The organism is Amycolatopsis sp. 3B14, from assembly GCF_050958625.1.
GTDB lineage: Bacteria > Actinomycetota > Actinomycetes > Mycobacteriales > Pseudonocardiaceae > Amycolatopsis_E > Amycolatopsis_E thermoflava.
In genome coordinates, this window is sequence record NZ_JBHZEN010000043.1 from 56,249 (window position 1) to 73,036 (window position 16,788).

Genomic DNA, 16,788 nt, shown 5'->3' on the forward strand with positions numbered 1-16,788 from the left:
AATGGTTCACGGGGTCTTAACGTTGTCCGTGGTTGACCCCCATGGCCCGTTTTGGAGTGCTCTGTGTCCGCTGTCACCGACCGGCCCCCGGCCGGCAACTTCCTGCTGCGCTCGCCCACCTCGTGCGCCGCGCCGATCCCGGAGCCGGAGGCGCCCGTCCGCTGGGTTCCGCTCGCGATCTCGGCCGCCGGTTCGGTCGCGCTGAGCTGGTACGTCTGGGCCACCTACGGCGGCAAGTTCGGCGCGCTGCTGGTCATCGGGCTGTTCCTCGGCCTCGCGCTGTACCACTCGCGCTTCGGGTTCACCTCGGCGTGGCGGCAGCTCATCGCGGTCGGCAACGGTGAAGGTCTGCGCGCGCACGCCCTGCTGCTCGGCACCGCCGCGACCCTGATCGCCCTGCTCATCGGCACCGGCACCGGCCTGTTCGGCACCACGCCGAAGGCCACGGCCGGCCCGATCGGGCTCGCGTTGTTCGTCGGCGCCGCGTTGTTCGCCATCGGCATGCAGCTCGGCGGCGCGTGCGCGTCCGGCACGCTGTTCGCGGTCGGGTCCGGGCAGTCGTCGATCGTGCTCACGCTGGGCGGGTTCATCGCCGGGTCGGTCCTCTACACCTGGGCTTTCCCGCTCTTCGACGGCTGGCCGCAGGTGTCCGGCGTGCTGCTCGCCGACCACGTCGGCTGGTTCGGCTCGTGGGCCATCACCATCGCGGTGCTCGGGCTGGTCGTCGTCGTGACGCGGGTGGTCCAGGCGCGCCGCAACCCGCCGCCGGTCGGCGTGCCGCCCACCGCGAAGGGCTTCGCCCGCGTCTTCCGCGGCTCGTGGCCGCTGCTCGTCGGCGCGGTCGTGCTGGCCGTGCTCGCCGCCGCGGTCGTGCTCGTCTCGGGTGGCACCTGGGGCGTCACGTTCGCCTTCGCCCTGTGGGGTGCGAAGTTCCTGCAGCTGATCGGCCTGCACCCGGAAACGTGGGAGTTCTGGCAGACCACCAGCAACGCCAAGTCGCTGGCGAGTCCGATCTGGACGGACAAGACCAGCCTCACCGACATCGGCATCATCCTGGGCGCCGCCGTCGCCGCCGCGGCCGCGGGCACCTGGAAGATCCACTCGGAGATCCCGTGGCGCACGGCGATCGCGTCCGTCCTCGGTGGAATCCTGATGGGCATCGGCGCCCGGCTCGCCGGCGGCTGCAACATCGGCGCCTACCTGGCCGGCATCTCCACCGGCAGCCTGCACGGCTGGCTGTGGGGCATCTTCGCGCTCGGCGGCACGTGGATCGGCCTGAAGCTGCGGCCGCTGTTCGGGCTCGCCAACCCGAAGCCGGCCGACTCGATCTGCTGAGGTTCCCAAGCCCTGGAATGGCAGGACAACCGCCGGGTTGTCCTGCCATTCTTCGTTGCGGGGAAGGAAAATCCCCGACAGAGAAAGGTGGGAACATGAAGAAGACCGTGATCCGGGGCCTCGTCGCGAGCGCCCTCGCCGGGGCGGCCGTGCTCGGCGCCGCGGCACCCGCGCTGGCCGCTCCCGCGCCGGGCGACGTGGCCGTCGTGGACGAGCCGGACACGACCAACCTCAACAACGCCTACACCTTCGCGCCGCTGGGCGTGCCGGTGATCGGGCTGGTCCGCTCGATCAACGCGGCGCCGGGCAAGCTGCTGCCGAGCTTCGGCTGAGGTTGAACACGGAAGAGCCCCGCGCCACCCACCTGGCGCGGGGCTCTTCCTGTTCGGGCCGTCGAGGACGGTCGACGGGCGGGCCGGGGTGGGGCTGCGCGAGCTGGGTGGCGCGAGCTGCCTGGCGTGGGGGCATGGGCCGGTGCCCGGCGCCGGTTTGTGGAGGGGTGGGGCTGGAGTGCAGATGAGCCTCGCGCCACCCACCTGGCGCGGGGCTCTTCCTGTTCGGACCGTCGGGGACGGTCGGCGGGTTGGCCGGGGCCGGGCTGCGCGAGCTGGGTGCCGCGAGCTGCCTGGCGCGGGGGCATGGGCCGGCGCCCGGCGCCGGTTTGCGGAGGGGTCGGGCTGGAGCACGGCTCTTCCAGTTCGGACCGCCGGGGAACGGTGGGCAGGTGTGCCGGAGCCGGGCTGCACGAGCCGGGCACGGTCGCTACCTGCCCGCGGTTCGCGGAGGGCCGGGCTGGAGCACGAAAGAGCCCCGCGCCACCCACCTGGCGCGGGGCCCTTCCTGTTCCGGCTCAGCCCGCCAGTTCGGTCAGCAGGCCGTAGACCGGGGCCAGCACCGCGGTCGGCGCCCCGATCGTCGGGTCGAGCAGGGGGCCCGCGTCGACTCCCGGGACGAGCCAGATCGGCACCTCGTCGGCGCTCGCGACGCCGCCGCCCAGCCCCAGCGCCGCGGCCGCGATCACGCCGCCCGCCAGCACCCTCGCCACACTCCTGCGCACTTGCACTCTCCTTTCTGCTCCGCCCGTCTCAACCGAGCGGAAAACTGATCGGCACGACCGTCCCCTGTGGAACGAAGAACCCGGCGCCCTCACCCGGCACGTCCATGCCCGGCGCGTGCGGCTGTCCCGGCGCCATCGGCATCGCGTTGACCTGCGCCGCCGCGAACAGCTGCACCCGCGGCGGTTCGGGCTGCTCCGGGCCGAGCCACTGCCGGAACCCGGTCACCGTCGCCGCCTCGCCGGGGAACGCGTTGTCCAGCGCCACGGCGTAACTGACCGCGGCCTGCTCCCGCGGGTCGAACCGCAGCGGCACCGTCGAGCTGGCCACCGTGTTCACCAGCGGCCCGGTCAGCAACCACGGCGCGACGTACAACCCGTACGGGTACGCCGGCCGCTCCCGCTGCGCCGCGGCCGCACCGTCCAGCGCCGACGCCGCCTGCGCCCATCCGGACACCACCACCAGCGCCGCACCATCCGGCCGCACGGCCACCCCGCCGGCCGCGGCCGCCTCCCGGACAACCCGGGCCGCCTCCGTGCCCCGCGCCGACGAATCGCCGACGACCGTGATCGAGCCGGTCCCGCGGGCGGCCAGGAAACCGACGAGCTTGCGCAGCGCGTCCGCGTCCGCTTCGGACAGTGTGTCCGCCGGGCAGGTCGTCAGCACGTCCTTGCGCCCGGCGACCAACCCGCCCAGCGCGGTCGTCGCGCACTCCGGCCCGTCCGGGCCGGACGCCGTCGCGTTCCCGCTGTCCGAACCGGTGTCCACCTCGATGGTCCGGCCGGAAACCACCAGCGAGCTGCGTCCCGCGGGCAGGTCGACCTCGGCCCAGTACCCGGAGGCGCCCGGCCGCGCGACCGCCGGGACGGCCGGCCCGTCCCCGACCGCGACCGAGCCCGCCGCGGGCAGGTGGACGAGGTTCCGGCCGGGCCGCTGTGGGCTCACCAGGACCGGCGTGCCACCCGCGTCGGCGAGCAACGGCACCCCGGGCACCGGCAGCTCGGCCGGTTCCGGCAGGGCGACGAACGCGCTCCAGGCCACGAACGCGGCCGCGACGCCGACGACCGCGACCCGCCGCCACAACACGGCCGCCACGATCGGCAGCACGAACGCGGCCAGCAGCGCGATCCCGAACCCGGTCTCGTACAGCCGCCGGTCGAACGCTACCCCGGACAGGGCCAGCTGCACCGCGCCCGCCAGCGCCAGCACACCGCCGAGCGTCCACGACAGCGGACCGAGCCGGGGCGTCTCCGCACGCGCGAGCGCCAGCGACGCCAGCCCGAACCAAGCGGCCGTCGCGGCGACGTAGACCGTGTCGATCGCGAACTCCACACCGGACCGGCCGAGCGCGGTTTCCAGCACCAGCAACACCAGCAGCGCGGTGGCCACCCAGCGGCCCACCGGCGGCCGCCGCGTGGTCAGCACCGGCACGGCCAGCACCAGCAGCGCGTGCACGACCGCGCCGACGACGTTGACGTCGAAGGCCACCGCCGACACCACGGCCAGCACCGCCGACAGCACGCCGAGCACGGCGGTGACCTGCCACAACCGGCGGGGCAGCGTGTCCACCTGCGGCCGCAGCAGCCCGATCCCCGCGACGAACGCCGTGGCGGGCAGCAACACCAGCCGCACGATCAGCGCGGCCAGATCCAGCCCGGCCGAGCCGGTGACCGGATGGGACCCGTGGTCCATGAGTTACCTCTTCCGCACCGGGGCCGTGCGTGGCCGGGTCCGGCCCGGCCACGCACGGCCACGTGCTTACTTCACGTCCGCGTCAGCGACGACGAACAGTTCCGAGTGGGGCTTTGCGTTGCCGAAATCGCCGTGCGGCCACGACTTCCGGTTGAAGTTGATGCCCACCTGGCCGGTGAACTCGTCGCGGAAGTTCTGGTCCACCGTGGCCTTGCCGTCCGGCGACAACTTCACGATGTTGACCTTGTGGTCGCCGTCCAAACCGGACCGGGCGACGAAGTAGTTCGACACCGCGAGCCGGTCCGGCGAGGTGACCTCGTGGTAGAAGCCGTCCTCGCCCAGCTCGAAGTTGTCGTACGCGCCCCAGTGCGGGCCCGCCCCCGGCGTGCCCGGGTTGATCGGCGCCGCGCCGGCGAGCGTGGGCAGCACCCCGTTGTCCGCGCCGCTGCGCGCCTGCTCCTTGGTCTGGATGCCGGGACCGGCCCAGTCCGGCCCCTGCGCGAGCAGGTTCTCGATGTTCAGGACGTAGACGCCACCGGTGGTGCCGGGGTCGTCCGGCCCGAGGGTGCCCTTCTGCCGCCCCTGGATGGCGCGGTAGAGGAACCGGTCGTCCGGGCTGGTCTGGATCCAGCCGCCGTTGGAGCTGGCGCCGATGCTGTCGTTGTTGCCCAGCGCCCGGTTCGCCGCGCCGTCGTCCCACACCTGGTACCAGTGGGGCTCGGCCTTGGTGATGTCCGGCGTGTAGAACACCGCGCCGCCCTGCATGGTCTGGGCGAAGGCGCCCTTGTGGCCGGGCAGGTTGGTCACCGTGGTCTCCATGACCGCGCGGCTCTCCGCGTAGAGCGGGTCGTAGTCCCCGGCGCGCGGGCCGTCCGGCAGGTAGGACACGGCCTTGAGCTTCGGGTTGTTGCGGTCGGAGATGTCCCAGGTCCGGACCGTCGGGCGGCGCAGGTACGGCGACGGCTGCTTGACCGGGTCGAGGATGATGTTCCGCGGCTCGGCGTAGTCGCTGGTCACCAGCGTGTTCAGGTCCTCGCGGGCCTGGATGCCGTGCGGGTTGGCGCAGGTCGGCTGGCCCAGCGTCGGGAGGTTCTCGCACAGCTTCGCGTTGTCGCCCTGCGGCGTGGCCGCCGAGGTCTGCGACAGGACCTGCGCGTTCTGGTCGAACCGCACGACCTCACCGGGGCTGCCCGCGAACCCGTTGCTGATCACGGTCTGGCCGTTGGCGTAGGTGTACGGGCCGGGCGCGACCGGGCCACCCATGTAGGTGCCGTAGGCCGTTCCGTCCTTGAGCACCCAGTAGGCGTCCGGGACCGACCCGCCGAGGGTCTGCGTCGGCAGGCTGACGCCCTTGAGCTTGAGCTGCGGCAACGCGCTCACGTCGAACGCGTAGGTCGCGGCCGCGAACAACGCGCCGGCGTAGATCGTGTCGCCCTTGTGCCACACGTACTGCATGTGGTGCGGCTCGTTCTCGACCAGCGGGCCGACGGTGGCGGTGTTGACCACCTTGCCGTACGTCGGGGAGCCCTCGGTCGCGTCGATGACGGCCAGGAAGTCCGGCCCGGGCAGCGCGTTCTTCGCCTTGTTGAGACCGCCGCTGATGGTGCCGGGCAGGTTCTTGACGTCCTTGACGACGGTGTCCGCGATGTTCTCGTCGCCCGCCCACACGAGCAGCCATTCCTTGCGCTGCCCATTGTTTTCACTGCGAATTTTATTGACGTCCCCGCCGACCAGGTGGTTCTCCACCCAGTACTGCTTTCCGTCCGCACCGGTTTTCGAATCGGTGACCACCTGCACGTCGGCATAGGCGCTGCTCGTGCCCGTGTAGGTCACGGCGCCGGCGGCCAGTGCGACGGCCGCCGTGCCGGTCAGTATTTTTCGCCATGACGGCGATTTCAGGCGCATGCCTTCTCCATGTTCCGTTCCCTGAATCTGTGCCCGGGAATTGGGCGGAACGGAATGGTTCCGCGCGGCGCCGACGGGTGTCAAAGCAGTGTCAAAGGTTGGGAATAACCCACGCAAAAAGTTCCCCGTGTCACCCTGACGAGTGACACGGGGCGGGTGTCCAGTACGGACAGTCAGCCGAGCGCGTCCAGGTGCGCCCGGACCGGGGTGGAGAACGCCCAGCCCGACGAGGCGTCCCAGTTGACCGACCACGTCATCACGCCGCTGATGCCCGGCCACGCGGTCGCCGGCACGTAGGACCCGCAGCCGGTCCGCGTCGCCAGGCAGTCGAGCGCCGCGTTCACCACCGAGGGCGCCACGTAGCCGCTGCCCGCCGCCTGCGCGGTCGCGGGCAACCCGATCGCGACCTGATCCGGCCGCAGCACCCGCAGCAGGTGGCAGGCCTGCGCGGTGATGAAGTCGACGCTGCCCTGCGACACCACCTGCCCGTCGCACCCGAGCATCGAGCCGGAGTTGTAGTACTGCGTGTGCACGACGGTGATCAGCGGTTTCACACTCTCGATCAGCGTCAGGTACCGGCCGCCGGGCTGCACGTCGAGCGTCTGCGGCGCCATCGTGACGAGGAAGCCGTCGCCCATGCGGTCGTGCACCTGCGTCACCGCGCTCGCGGTGTTCGCCGCGTCGAAGGTGCCCTCCAGGTCGACGTCGATGCCCTGGATGCCGAACTCGGTCGCGACGCGGGTGAACGAGTCGACGAAAGCGCTCACCCGGTCCGCGCTGCTCAGGTCGATGTTGCCGCGCTCGCCGCCGATCGACAGCACGATCGACTTGCCCGCCGCCTTCTTGGCCGCGATGTCGGCCTTCAGGTCGGCGTCGGTGTAGCCGCCGAGCGCGTTCGACAGGTCCGGGTCCACGCCGAAGGTCACCGCGCCGGGGGTGGCGGGGTCGGCGTTGGCGAAGGCCAGCACGATGACGTCGTAGGCGTCCGGCACCTGCGACAGTTTCAGCGGCTGCGCCGAGTTCACGAAGTTCTGCCAGTAGCCGGTGAGCTGCTTGGACGGCAACGCGGCCTGCGCGGGCGTCCAGCCGAGCGCGACGAGGAGCCCGGCGAGCACGATCACGATCAGTCGTTTCATGTGCGGGCCCTTCCTAGAACGGGGTGAGGGTGACGGTGCAGGACCGCGGGGCGGGATCCTCGATGTAGGAGGCGAACCCGCCGACGTCGTCGAACGCGAAGCCGTACGCCCGCCCGTCCGTGGTGGCGGTGTGCATGATCCGCGCGTAGTGGTTGGTCACCGCCGTGCGGTAGAACGCGCCGGGGTCGGAGACCGGCTGGTTCGGGTTGTCCAGCAGGGTCGAGCGGTTCAAGGCAGCGCCGAGCAGCGCGGCGACCGGGCCGGTGAGCCCGTCGTTCGGCGCGGCCAGCGCGCCGTCGCAGAACAGGATGTCGCGTGTGGACGGTCGGCGGATCGGCGAGGCGGTGCGGCCGGAGCCGTCGCGGACGACGAGGTTGCCGTCGGACCCGACGCGCCCGGTGAAGACCGCGGATCCGGTGTCCAGCCGCAGGTCCGTGCCCGCGTACTTGGCCCACACCGCGTCGGTGTAGCTGTCGAAGTACGTGGCGGAGAACCGGCCGGCGTCCAGGCCGTGACCGGGCGCGATCACCCGCAGGTCGTCCACCACCAGGTTCGCGAAGTCCGGCTGCGCCCGGGCCTGGTCGAAGATCTGCGCCCGGCCGCCCGCCTTGAGCGTGCCGGTGCTCTGCGACCCGGCGCCGGTGAGCTGGATGGACAGCGGCACGCTGAACTGGTCGACCATCGTGGTGTTGCAGTGCATGCCCAGGTCGTCGAGCGTGAACTCGACGAAGTCGTGCAGGACCGGGTAGTTCGGGTCGCCGGCCACCCACCCCGCGGGGTATTGCAGCGCCGGGCGGCCCGCGCCGTCGGTCACAGCCTTGAACTTGAGCTTCTGGCCCAGCGCGAAGTACAGGCGCCCGGACATCGGCGGCACGTTGATCGTGGTGGCGCCGCTCGCGTTCAATGGGATCGCGTAGTCGGTGAAGCCATCAGAACCGTTGTCGGACAACGAAACTGGCGCGATCGACCCGTCCGCGTGGACCCGGAACTGGTTGCCCGCGCTGTCGGTGCCGACCAGGTAGCACCAGATCGAAGTGTTCGCGAACTCGCCGCTGTTGTTGACGATCGTCAGGGGCAGCGCGGTGGCCGCACTCGCCGGTCTGACGGAGAGCGCCACCGCTCCGGCGCTCGCGGCGAGGAGGAAGCTCCGGCGACTCAGCATCGGCAGACCCTTTCATCCGATCGGGTGGGTGGTCTATACCAATGTGAGTGGCGAGCGCGGTAACGGACAATAGGCTCATCAGGTGAAGTGCTGACAGCCGTTGTCCGGTCGCGGGACGGCCGGGAAGGGGTGGCTGCCCGATCAGGCAGGCTGGAGGGTGTCGGCCTCTTCGGTCGGCGGCGGCGTGATCGGATCGTCCGACGGGCGGCGGCCGTGCTGGGTGATCAGGACGACCGTGGCGCCCTGCTCGGCGCCTGCCGTGCCGATGGGCGCCTGCGCGACGACCACGCCCTCCTCGGGTGCGGGCATACCCTCGGGCCCGGCGGGGACCAGTCCGGCGCGGCGCACGATCGAGCACGCGTCGTCCGCGCCGAGGCCAACGACGTCGGGCACTTCGACTACCGGCCGGTGCCGCCGCATGCGACCAGTCTAGGCGCAGATCGACGACGTGCGCCGCGATCCGGAACCGGGTATACCGGGCATGTCGACAACGACCGAGGAGGACGCCATGGTGCATCCCGTGCCTCCCGGTCCCGAGCCCATCCCGCCCGGGCCGGGTCCCGATCCGGTGCCGCCGCCACCGCCCGAACCGCCGGTGCCGCCGACTCCGCCGGAGCCCCCGATGCCGCCGCCCGATCCGCCGCTGGGCATATCCTGATCGCGTGACGGTGACCGGCTGGCGACGAGCGGTGCTGCTGTGCCTGCTCGCGTTCGGCCTGGTCGGCATGCACCACATCGCCGGAGCGGATCACCCGGAGAGCACGGTCGTGACCGTGGTCGCCCACGCCGGGCAACCCGACGGCGACCACGGCCACGGCATGACGCACGACGTGCTGCACCTGTGCCTCGCCGTGCTGCTGGCCGGGGTGCTGCTCGGCCTGTGGACGCTGCTGCGTGCGGTGCGCAACCCGCCGCTCCCCCGTCGCCTCGCCGGCCGTCCCCGCTCGCGGGCGCCGGACCGCCCCTCCGGTCGCGCGGTGCTCGCCGGCCTCTGCGTGCTGCGGCTGTGATCGGCGCTCGTCCGCCGAATTCGCAGTAGCAAACACACGAGAGGTTTCCCTTCCCATGCGCAAGACCATGTTCGTGGGCGGCTTCGTGCTGGCCGCCGCCCTGCTCGCCGGATGCGGTGCGGGCAGCCAGAGCCACGAATCCCACGGCACCACCACGACCGCGGCCGAGCAGCAGGCCGGTCACAACCAGGCCGACGTCGACTTCGCCCGGATGATGATCCCGCACCACGAAGGCGCGCTGGAGATGGCGGGGCTGGCGCCCGGCCGCAGCACCGACCAGCGCGTGCTCGACCTCGCCGCCCGCATCCAGCGGGCGCAGGACCCGGAGATCCAGCAGATGCGCGGCTGGCTCACCCAGTGGGGCGCGCCGGCCACGCCGATGGACCACTCGATGCCCGGCGAGATGGGCCACGACGACATGACGGCGCTCGAGCACGCCACCGGCGTGGAGTTCGACCGGCAGTTCCTGCGGATGATGATCGAGCACCACCAGGGCGCGATCGAGATGGCGCGGACGGAGCTGGCGGAGGGGTCGAACGCCGACGCGAAGGCACTGGCCCAGCGGATCATCGACAGCCAGCAGGCGGAGATCGCCGAGATGCAGGCGATGCTCGCCTGACCAGCGGGCGGCGGGGCGGGCGTCCGCCCCGCCGTCACGGCCGGAGCGCGCCGATCCGCAGGCACACGCCCGTCGTCAGGGCGAGGATGCCGACGAACAACAGGAACACGTTCGCGGCCACCGCGCCCAGCCCGATCAGGAGCGCGCCGAACGTCATCAGCGCGAGGCACCCCAGTCTGCGCAGCCGGCCGAGGTGGCGGAAGCGGCCTTCGCGCAGCGCTCTGGTCAGGTCGGGATCGCTGATCTCGAACCACCGCTCGATCGCCCTGAGCTGCTGTTGCTCGTTCCGGCTCAACATGGGCCGCCCCTGGGTCGCCGTCGACTGGTCTGCTCCGGCGGATACCCGGATCAGCGCAGGTCAATCCGGGTGGCGGCGGGTTCGACCGCTCGGGGTACGGCCCCTTCGCGTGTGGTGCGGCTCGTCGCGGATCCCCTGGACCGGGTGGTTTTCCCGGTCCAGGCAACGGGTACGCGGCGACGGTGCCAGACCAAAACGTGAGCGTCGCGGATCCGGCGGTAGTCAAGCGGGCGGTCGGCGCGGCGGCGATCGGCAACATCACCGAGTGGTACGACTTCGGCGTCTACGGCTACCTCACCACGACGATCAGCAAGGTCTTCTTCACCGACCTGTCCGGTCCCGTCGCGACGATCGCCACGTTCGGGTTGTTCGCGGTGTCGTTCCTGATCCGGCCGTTCGGCGGGTTGTTCTTCGGGCCGCTGTCCGACCGCATCGGCCGCAAGCGCGTGCTGTCGCTGACCGTCGTGCTGATGGCGCTGGGCACGTTCGCGATCGGCGTGGTGCCCGGGTACGAGGCGATCGGCATCGCGGCGCCGCTGCTGGTGCTGTTCGCCCGGCTGGTCCAGGGCGTGTCGACGGGCGGCGAGTACGGCAGCGCCATGACGTTCATCGCCGAGTACGCGCCGGACCGCCGCCGCGGGTTCCTGGGCAGCTGGCTCGAGTTCGGCACCCTGACCGGGTACGCGTTCGGCGCGACGATCGCGACCGTGCTGACCGCGGTGCTCACCGAGGACCAGCTGCTGAGCTGGGGCTGGCGGATCCCGTTCCTGATCGCGCTGCCGATCGGCCTGGTCGGCCTCTACCTGCGGCTGCGGCTGGAGGAGACCCCGGCCTTCGCGAACTATGTGTCCGGCGAGGGGAAGCAGCGCGGATCGGCCGGGCAGGAGCTCCGCACGATCTTCAGCCGCTACTGGCCCGCGATGCTGCTGTGCGCCGGGCTGGTGCTCGCCTGGAACGTGACGAACTACATGCTCACCAGCTACCTGCCGACCTACCTGACCGACACGCTGCCCGGCCACGGCGAGGACGGGGTCGGGGAGACCGCGGCGCAGGTGCTGCAGATCGTGGTGCTCGTGCTGCTGATGGTCGTGGTCACGTTCCTCGGCAGGCTGTCGGACCGGTTCGGGCGGCGGCGGATCGTGATGGCGGGGTGCCTCGGGCTGGTCGTGCTGTCGTTGCCGGCGGTGCTGCTGCTCCGCGTCGGCGGGAATGTCGCGACGTTCGCCGGGCTGGCCGTGATGGGCCTGACGCTGGTGTGCTTCTCCAGCACGTTGCCCTCGACGCTGCCCGCGATGTTCCCGACGCACATCCGCGCCGGGGCGTTGTCGATCGCGTTCAACATCTCGGTGTCGCTGTTCGGCGGCACCACGTCGACCGTGATGGGAGCCCTGGTGGCCGGCACCGGCGACCTGAACTGGCCCGCGTACTACCTGATCGCGGCCGGGGTCGTCGGCGCGATCTGCATCTACCTGACGCGGGAGTCGGCGGGACGGCCGTTGCAGGGCTCCCCGGCGATCGTCAGCCCGGAGGAGCTGACCGGGTCACGCCGCTGAGGTGGCGAGCACGGGTTCGACGACCTGGCGGCGCGCCCGTTGCAACGCGAGCGTCGCCGCACCGGTGGCGGCGAGGGTGACCACACCCGCGACCAGCAGGGCCTCGCCCGCGCCCAGCCGCTCGCACATCCAGCCGAGCAGCGGGGCGCCGGTCGCGCCCGCGGCCGCGGCGACCGCGCCGTCGATCGAGAGCACGCGGCCACGCATGTCCTCGGCCGAGTCGAGCTGCAGCCGGGTGCTCTTCGCGGTGTCGATGAGGACCGCGCCCGCCGCGATCGGCAGGATCACCGCGCCGAAACCGAGCATGCCGGGCAGGAAACCGCTGACGGTCTGCAGGAAGCTCGTCACCGCGGCGGCGCCGAGCAGGAGCGGGAGGGTGAGCTCGCGGACGCGGGCCGCGATGATCCCACCGATCACCGTGCCGACGGCGAACACGGACGACAGCAGCCCGTAGCCCGCGGCGCCCGAGTTCAGCGGCCCTTCCGCCATGGCGGCCATGGTGACCTGGTAGTTGCGGCCGAGGCCGGACAGCACGAAGCCGAGCGTGAACAGGACGATCAGCACGTGGCTGCGGCGCACGTAGGCCAGCCCGGCGCGGACCCCGGCGCGGTCGGCCTTGGCGACGGCGAGCGGGTGTAGTTCGGCCGTGCGGATCACCAGGACGGTGACGATGACGGCGACGAAGCTGGCCGCGTTGAGCACGAACAGGAGCGCGTCCCCGACCGCGGCGGCGAGCACGCCGGCCAGGCTCATGCCGAGCACGCGGCCGGCGGAGTTGATGATGCTGCCGAGCGCGAGGGCGTTGCCGAGGTCGTGGCGGGGGACGACCTGGGCCGCGAAGCGGCCCAGCGCGGGGGATTCGAAGGCGCCGACCACGCCGGCGAGCGCGGTGAGGCCGTAGATGGTGGCCAGCGGCATGTCCTGCCAGACCATGAACGCGAGCAGCAGAGCGATGACCAGGTGGGTGGTCTGGCCGGCGAGGATGATCCGCCGTGGCGGGAACCGGTCGGCGATCGCGCCGGCCCAGGGGCCGATGAGCAGCGCCGGGAGGGTCGAGAGGAGGACCGACAGACCGACCGAGGTGGCCGAGCCGGTGCGAGCCATCACGACCCAGTTGAGGCCGAGTACCTGCATCCACGTGCCGGTCACCGAGACGAAGTCGGCGGTCGCCCACAGGCGGTAGTTGTGGTTTCCGAGCGCGCGGATCATCGGCGGCAGTTCTCGCCGCAAGGGTGTTTCCTTCCAAAAGAGCCGGGGTAGTCCCGAACGGGTCCCGGCGGTGGGACGTGCTTGAGGCCTGGGCCGGTCGGGGCCAGGGCCTGCTTTTCTGGGCACTCGCCCAGGCGCGTCACCACGCTACCGGCGGGTCAGCGAGCTGTCCTTGTGTCGATGGCGACAGCGGCCGCTGCTAACACTTCTCGGGTGTGGCGAGGGCCGCACGAGTCCGCTTCACAGCCGTTCCAGGGCGAACGCCGTCAGGAACCCGGCCGCCGTGATCAGGCCCGTCACCAGCTGCGCCTCCTCGAACGCCTCCGGCACCATCGTGTCCGCGATCATCGCCAGGATCGCGCCCGCCGCCACCGCCGTGATCACCGCGATCGTCTCCGGCGCCGCGCGGGCGAGGAGCAGGTTCCCCAGCAGCGCCGCGGCGCCGCTGGCCAGCGCGATGCCACCCCACACACCGAACACGTACCGCGCGCTCCGGCCCGCCTGCTTCATGCCTGCCGCGCTCGACAAACCCTCCGGCACGTTCGAGATGAACACCGCCGCCAGCACGGACACGCCGATCCCGCCACCGCCGAGCAGCGACAACCCCAGCACGACCGACTCGGGCACCCCGTCCAGCAGCGCCCCGACGGCGATCGCGCTGCCGCTGCCCTGCACCTCGTCCTCCGAGGGCTGGCGGTCGTGCGACCGCTTCCGGTGCCGTGCGCCGCGCCGGGCCAGCGCGACGTTCGCCAGCACGTACGCCACGGCCCCGCCGAGGAACCCGAGCGCCGTCGGGAGCAGGCCGCCGGTCCGCTCGGCCTCGTCCATCAGGTCGAAGGCCAGCGCCGAGATCAGCACACCCGCCCCGAAGGCCATGATCCAGGCGACCACCCGCGACGGCACGCGCGCGAACCACGCCACCGCGGCGCCGATCACCAGCGCCGCCCCGCCGACCAGGCCCCACACCCCGGCCTCGAGCCACTCCGGCATCCGCACCTCCCGCGTCGCGTTCGCCGATCATCGTCGCGCGGCGGGCGTGGTTCTGCTCGGTTCGGTGCCGGGGAAAGCGCTTACCGTGTGGGCGGACCGTCCTAACCGGACGAGTTCTCCCGGCCCGGCCGGCGTTCACGTAGCGCGTCGAGCTGTTTGCGCACGTCCTCGACGTCCCAGCGGTACTGGCCGCCGGGGGTGACGAGCGCCGGCCGGATCCAGCCGCGCTCGGCGTAACGGCTGATCGACCGCCGGGACAGGCCCAGCTCGGCGGCGAGTTCACCCGAGCCCACCGTACGTCGGCGTGCAGTCATGATCGTCACCGTATTGGGTGACCGGCCGGAGCCGCGCGGCCCATGGCCCGGTTGGCCCGCATAGCCTCCATGTCCTTGTCGGCCAAACGTTTCACTGGTTGGGGTAACGGGCCCTCCGGCCCGTCCGACTTCCGGGTCGGGAAGGGGCGACATGTCGAGATGGCGCCGGAGCGACACGGTGAGCCGCCGCGTGTTCCAGCGCGTGCGGTGTCCCCGGTGCGGACGGCGGCGGCGGGAAATGCGTGTGTTCGGCACGCCGCGGCACGACGCGTCCGGGAACCTCAAGCCGCGGTGGCAGGTCCGCCGTGAACTCGACGCGCAGGCCGGCGCCTGGCGCCCCGAGCCGCGCTGTGACCGCTGCCGCTAGTTTTAGAGCAGGTGCTCTGTTACTGTCCGGTCATGCCACGGCCACGCGTGCACGACCTCGACCGGCTGCTCGACACCGCCGAGCGACTGGTCGCCGAGGACGGCGCGGTGTCCGTGCGCAGCCTGGCGAGCGCCGCCGGCGTGTCGAACGGGGCGATCTACCACGCGTTCGGCTCGATCGCGGCGTTGCTCGGCCGGGTGTGGCTGCGGGCGGCGACGGACTTCCTGGACCTGCAGGCCGAACTCGCCGATGCCGCCGCGTCGGCCGAGGACGCGGTGGTCGCCGCCGCCGACGCCCCGGCTGTGTTCGCCGAGCGCCGCCCGCACGCGGCCCGGATGCTGCTGACCGTCGACAAGGACCAGCTCCTCGGCCCCGGCCTGCCGACCGAACTCGCCGACGCCCTGTTCGCACTGGACAAGCGCGTGGTGGCGTTGCTGATCCGGCTGTCGCGGGCGATGTGGGACCGGCGGGACGCGGCTGCGGTCGAGGTCATGACGACGTGTGTGGTCGACCTGCCGACCGCGTTCTTCCGGCGTGGGCTGGACACCGGCGCCGACAACCGGGACCGGCTCGCCGCCGCCGTGCGGGCTGTTCTCGCTGTGCCACTTCGACCGAAGGGATGATCGTGCTGCATTTCGAAGACCCGGTGTACGTCCTCGACCTGGGCGCCGACGAGAACCGGTTCGGGCCGGACTGGTTGAAGAGCGTGCACACCGCGCTCGACACGGTCGTCGGGAGTTCGTCCGCGCTGGTCACGATCGGCACCGGCAAGTTCTACTCGAACGGCCTCGACCTCGACTGGCTCTCCGCGCACGGCGACCAGGCGCAGACCTACGTCGCCGACGTGCAGGACCTGCTGGCGCGCGTGCTGACGCTGCCGGTGCCCACGATCGCGGCGGTGAACGGCCACGCGTTCGGGGCCGGCGCGATGCTCGCGATGGCGCACGACTTCCGGATCATGCGTGCCGACCGGGGCTTCTTCTGCTTCCCGGAGGCCGACATCAACATCCCGTTCACCCCCGGTATGGCGGCGTTGATCCAGGCCAAGCTGACCCCGGCCGCCGCGATCGCGTCGATGACCACGGGAACCCGCTTCGGCGGCGCGGAGGCGCGGGAGCTCGGACTGGTCGACGACACCGCGAGCGAGGCCGAGCTGCGCGACCGGGCGGTGGCAAGGGTGCGCCCCCTGGCCGGCAAGGACCCCGGCACGCTGGGCGCGATCAAGTCGACGATGTTCGCGGCGGCGGTGTCCGCCCTGCGCGCCTGAGGTTTGCGACCGTCCCTTGAGGACGGCCGTTACCCGTGCTGGGGGGAGAGCACGTCCCGGTGCTTGCCGGTGGTGAGCCGCAGCCAGGCCTCGGACCAGCCGCTGGAGACGGCGATCTCGTCGATGACGCCGGTGGGCAGGCACAACCGCCGAACCTCGCCCGCCGCGTCGTCGCCCCGCGCACGAAGCCGCTCCAACTCGGCGATCAGTTGGTCGACGGATTCGTAGCGGGTCCAGGAGACGTCCTGCTCGCCCGTGCGCAGAAGCAGGAGCAAGTCGTCGATCAGGTCCTGGACCGCGCTCATCCGAGAGATTCTGACGCCGCGGCACCAGCGACGGCAAGCGGCACGCTCACCGCGCAGGCTTGAAGAGTGCCAAGATGGGCGCGTGACGATCTCCCGAAAGGACGATGCCGCGTAGGTCCGCAGGCGCGGTGCGTGCCGCGCTCTCCTGCCGTCCACGGCGTTACCGACGATGGCAGATTCGGGGCCTGTCTCCGGTGGTCCACGACTACATCGCAAGTGCCGAGCCTTCACCCGGCTGGACAGCTCGGATGTTCGACGAGTGGTGCGAGGCCGCTCGACACGGCTGGCCTGCGACGGACCACTCCGATTGTTGCGGGATGCCGTACTGCAGATCGGAGCTGGAAGAGGTCATGCGCGTGCTACCTGCGTTCGCAGCCGACCGTCTGAGACGGCTGGTTGCCTCGGCGGACCGTGAATACGCCAAGCGCACCCTGCCGTATCCGCTCGCGCCTCTCGAGCTGGCTTGGTGGTACCGGCGATGCCCCAACATCGACCTGCGCTGGCCGAGGCGGAGGTCGTAGCGAGGGAAGCAGGGCGGGGCGGGCTGTTTGTCGATGGGGCCGTCGTTTCG

At 71.6% G+C, this 16,788-nt stretch carries 18 protein-coding genes; 7 read left to right on the top strand and 11 right to left on the bottom strand.

From position 1 onward, the window contains the following. Positions 1-63: 63 nt before the first annotated feature. Both ACCP09_RS23825 and ACCP09_RS23830 read left to right on the top strand, forming a co-directional pair. Positions 64-1,335 (top strand): YeeE/YedE family protein, encoded by a 1,272-nt coding sequence (locus ACCP09_RS23825; protein ID WP_027933456.1) that lies wholly within the window; start codon positions 64-66, stop codon positions 1,333-1,335. Positions 1,336-1,430: 95 nt separating this feature from the next. Further along, positions 1,431-1,667 (top strand): hypothetical protein, encoded by a 237-nt coding sequence (locus ACCP09_RS23830; RefSeq protein ID WP_017985597.1) that lies wholly within the window; start codon positions 1,431-1,433, stop codon positions 1,665-1,667. Positions 1,668-2,185: 518 nt separating this feature from the next. Here ACCP09_RS23830 and ACCP09_RS23835 read toward each other — a convergent pair. The 6 genes from ACCP09_RS23835 to ACCP09_RS23860 form a co-directional block, all read right to left on the bottom strand. Further along, positions 2,186-2,392, bottom strand: coding sequence for a hypothetical protein (locus ACCP09_RS23835; protein ID WP_231960702.1), 207 nt, complete (start codon positions 2,390-2,392; stop codon positions 2,186-2,188). 28 nt (positions 2,393-2,420) lie between these two features. Continuing rightward, positions 2,421-4,082 (bottom strand): hypothetical protein, encoded by a 1,662-nt coding sequence (locus tag ACCP09_RS23840; RefSeq protein WP_433750336.1) that lies wholly within the window; start codon positions 4,080-4,082, stop codon positions 2,421-2,423. A gap of 66 nt (positions 4,083-4,148) precedes the next feature. Continuing rightward, a complete protein-coding gene (locus ACCP09_RS23845; protein ID WP_051079470.1) occupies positions 4,149-5,987 on the bottom strand; it encodes a hypothetical protein in 1,839 nt (612 codons plus the stop codon). A gap of 173 nt (positions 5,988-6,160) precedes the next feature. Next, entirely contained in the window at positions 6,161-7,123 is a 963-nt protein-coding gene (locus ACCP09_RS23850) for a glycosyl hydrolase family 18 protein (RefSeq protein WP_433750340.1), read from the bottom strand. 13 nt (positions 7,124-7,136) lie between these two features. Further along, positions 7,137-8,285, bottom strand: coding sequence for a beta-1,3-glucanase family protein (locus ACCP09_RS23855; protein WP_433750343.1), 1,149 nt, complete (start codon positions 8,283-8,285; stop codon positions 7,137-7,139). 141 nt (positions 8,286-8,426) lie between these two features. Beyond that, positions 8,427-8,705: a PASTA domain-containing protein gene (locus ACCP09_RS23860; protein ID WP_228685023.1), complete on the bottom strand. Its 279-nt coding sequence runs from the start codon at positions 8,703-8,705 to the stop codon at positions 8,427-8,429. Between the two features lie 242 nt (positions 8,706-8,947). On the opposite strand from ACCP09_RS23860, the gene ACCP09_RS23865 reads away from it, so the two are divergent. Beyond that, positions 8,948-9,295: a hypothetical protein gene (locus ACCP09_RS23865; protein WP_433750346.1), complete on the top strand. Its 348-nt coding sequence runs from the start codon at positions 8,948-8,950 to the stop codon at positions 9,293-9,295. 55 nt (positions 9,296-9,350) lie between these two features. Next, positions 9,351-9,914 (top strand): DUF305 domain-containing protein, encoded by a 564-nt coding sequence (locus ACCP09_RS23870; protein ID WP_027933462.1) that lies wholly within the window; start codon positions 9,351-9,353, stop codon positions 9,912-9,914. Positions 9,915-9,948: 34 nt separating this feature from the next. Here ACCP09_RS23870 and ACCP09_RS23875 read toward each other — a convergent pair whose 3' ends face one another. After that, positions 9,949-10,212, bottom strand: coding sequence for a DUF3040 domain-containing protein (locus tag ACCP09_RS23875; protein WP_027933463.1), 264 nt, complete (start codon positions 10,210-10,212; stop codon positions 9,949-9,951). Positions 10,213-10,409: 197 nt separating this feature from the next. Here ACCP09_RS23875 and ACCP09_RS23880 point away from each other — a divergent pair, with 197 nt between their 5' ends. After that, positions 10,410-11,765: an MFS transporter gene (locus ACCP09_RS23880; protein ID WP_051362864.1), complete on the top strand. Its 1,356-nt coding sequence runs from the start codon at positions 10,410-10,412 to the stop codon at positions 11,763-11,765. Here ACCP09_RS23880 and ACCP09_RS23885 read toward each other — a convergent pair. From ACCP09_RS23885 to ACCP09_RS23895, 3 genes are all read right to left on the bottom strand, one after another. Beyond that, positions 11,754-12,995, bottom strand: a complete 1,242-nt coding sequence (locus tag ACCP09_RS23885; protein WP_433750351.1) for an MFS transporter — start codon at positions 12,993-12,995, stop codon at positions 11,754-11,756. The two genes, ACCP09_RS23880 and ACCP09_RS23885, sit on opposite strands and share 12 nt — an antisense overlap. 219 nt (positions 12,996-13,214) lie before the next feature. Further along, on the bottom strand, positions 13,215-13,964 hold the full coding sequence (locus ACCP09_RS23890; RefSeq protein WP_433750354.1) for a ZIP family metal transporter: 750 nt from the start codon (positions 13,962-13,964) through the stop codon (positions 13,215-13,217). A 101-nt stretch (positions 13,965-14,065) separates the two neighbouring features. After that, positions 14,066-14,278 carry a MerR family transcriptional regulator gene (locus ACCP09_RS23895; protein WP_433750357.1) on the bottom strand — a complete coding sequence of 71 codons (213 nt, stop codon included), beginning with the start codon at positions 14,276-14,278 and terminating at the stop codon, positions 14,066-14,068. Between the two features lie 399 nt (positions 14,279-14,677). Between ACCP09_RS23895 and ACCP09_RS23900 the strand changes: the two genes are divergently transcribed. Together ACCP09_RS23900 and ACCP09_RS23905 are read left to right on the top strand one after the other, a co-directional pair. Then, on the top strand, positions 14,678-15,268 hold the full coding sequence (locus tag ACCP09_RS23900; RefSeq protein ID WP_027933467.1) for a TetR/AcrR family transcriptional regulator: 591 nt from the start codon (positions 14,678-14,680) through the stop codon (positions 15,266-15,268). Further along, a complete protein-coding gene (locus ACCP09_RS23905) occupies positions 15,265-15,912 on the top strand; it encodes an enoyl-CoA hydratase-related protein (protein WP_433750361.1) in 648 nt (215 codons plus the stop codon). Before ACCP09_RS23900 ends, ACCP09_RS23905 begins: the two co-directional genes overlap by 4 nt. A gap of 29 nt (positions 15,913-15,941) precedes the next feature. Here ACCP09_RS23905 and ACCP09_RS23910 read toward each other — a convergent pair whose 3' ends face one another. Beyond that, on the bottom strand, positions 15,942-16,217 hold the full coding sequence (locus ACCP09_RS23910) for a hypothetical protein (RefSeq protein ID WP_400986696.1): 276 nt from the start codon (positions 16,215-16,217) through the stop codon (positions 15,942-15,944). Positions 16,218-16,788: the final 571 nt, after the last annotated feature.

What these genes read in the sequence shown, in the direction of transcription:
- ACCP09_RS23830 (WP_017985597.1), top strand. Translation starts at nt 1,431, where the DNA reads ATGAAGAAGACCGTGATCCGGGGCCTCGTCGCGAGCGCCCTCGCCGGG.
- ACCP09_RS23840 (WP_433750336.1), bottom strand. Translation starts at nt 4,082, where the DNA reads ATGGACCACGGGTCCCATCCGGTCACCGGCTCGGCCGGGCTGGATCTG.
- ACCP09_RS23845 (WP_051079470.1), bottom strand. Translation starts at nt 5,987, where the DNA reads ATGCGCCTGAAATCGCCGTCATGGCGAAAAATACTGACCGGCACGGCG.
- ACCP09_RS23850 (WP_433750340.1), bottom strand. Translation starts at nt 7,123, where the DNA reads ATGAAACGACTGATCGTGATCGTGCTCGCCGGGCTCCTCGTCGCGCTC.
- ACCP09_RS23855 (WP_433750343.1), bottom strand. Translation starts at nt 8,285, where the DNA reads ATGCTGAGTCGCCGGAGCTTCCTCCTCGCCGCGAGCGCCGGAGCGGTG.
- ACCP09_RS23860 (WP_228685023.1), bottom strand. Translation starts at nt 8,705, where the DNA reads ATGCGGCGGCACCGGCCGGTAGTCGAAGTGCCCGACGTCGTTGGCCTC.
- ACCP09_RS23870 (WP_027933462.1), top strand. Translation starts at nt 9,351, where the DNA reads ATGCGCAAGACCATGTTCGTGGGCGGCTTCGTGCTGGCCGCCGCCCTG.
- ACCP09_RS23875 (WP_027933463.1), bottom strand. Translation starts at nt 10,212, where the DNA reads ATGTTGAGCCGGAACGAGCAACAGCAGCTCAGGGCGATCGAGCGGTGG.
- ACCP09_RS23890 (WP_433750354.1), bottom strand. Translation starts at nt 13,964, where the DNA reads ATGCCGGAGTGGCTCGAGGCCGGGGTGTGGGGCCTGGTCGGCGGGGCG.
- ACCP09_RS23895 (WP_433750357.1), bottom strand. Translation starts at nt 14,278, where the DNA reads ATGACTGCACGCCGACGTACGGTGGGCTCGGGTGAACTCGCCGCCGAG.
- ACCP09_RS23900 (WP_027933467.1), top strand. Translation starts at nt 14,678, where the DNA reads ATGCCACGGCCACGCGTGCACGACCTCGACCGGCTGCTCGACACCGCC.
- ACCP09_RS23905 (WP_433750361.1), top strand. Translation starts at nt 15,265, where the DNA reads ATGATCGTGCTGCATTTCGAAGACCCGGTGTACGTCCTCGACCTGGGC.
- ACCP09_RS23910 (WP_400986696.1), bottom strand. Translation starts at nt 16,217, where the DNA reads ATGAGCGCGGTCCAGGACCTGATCGACGACTTGCTCCTGCTTCTGCGC.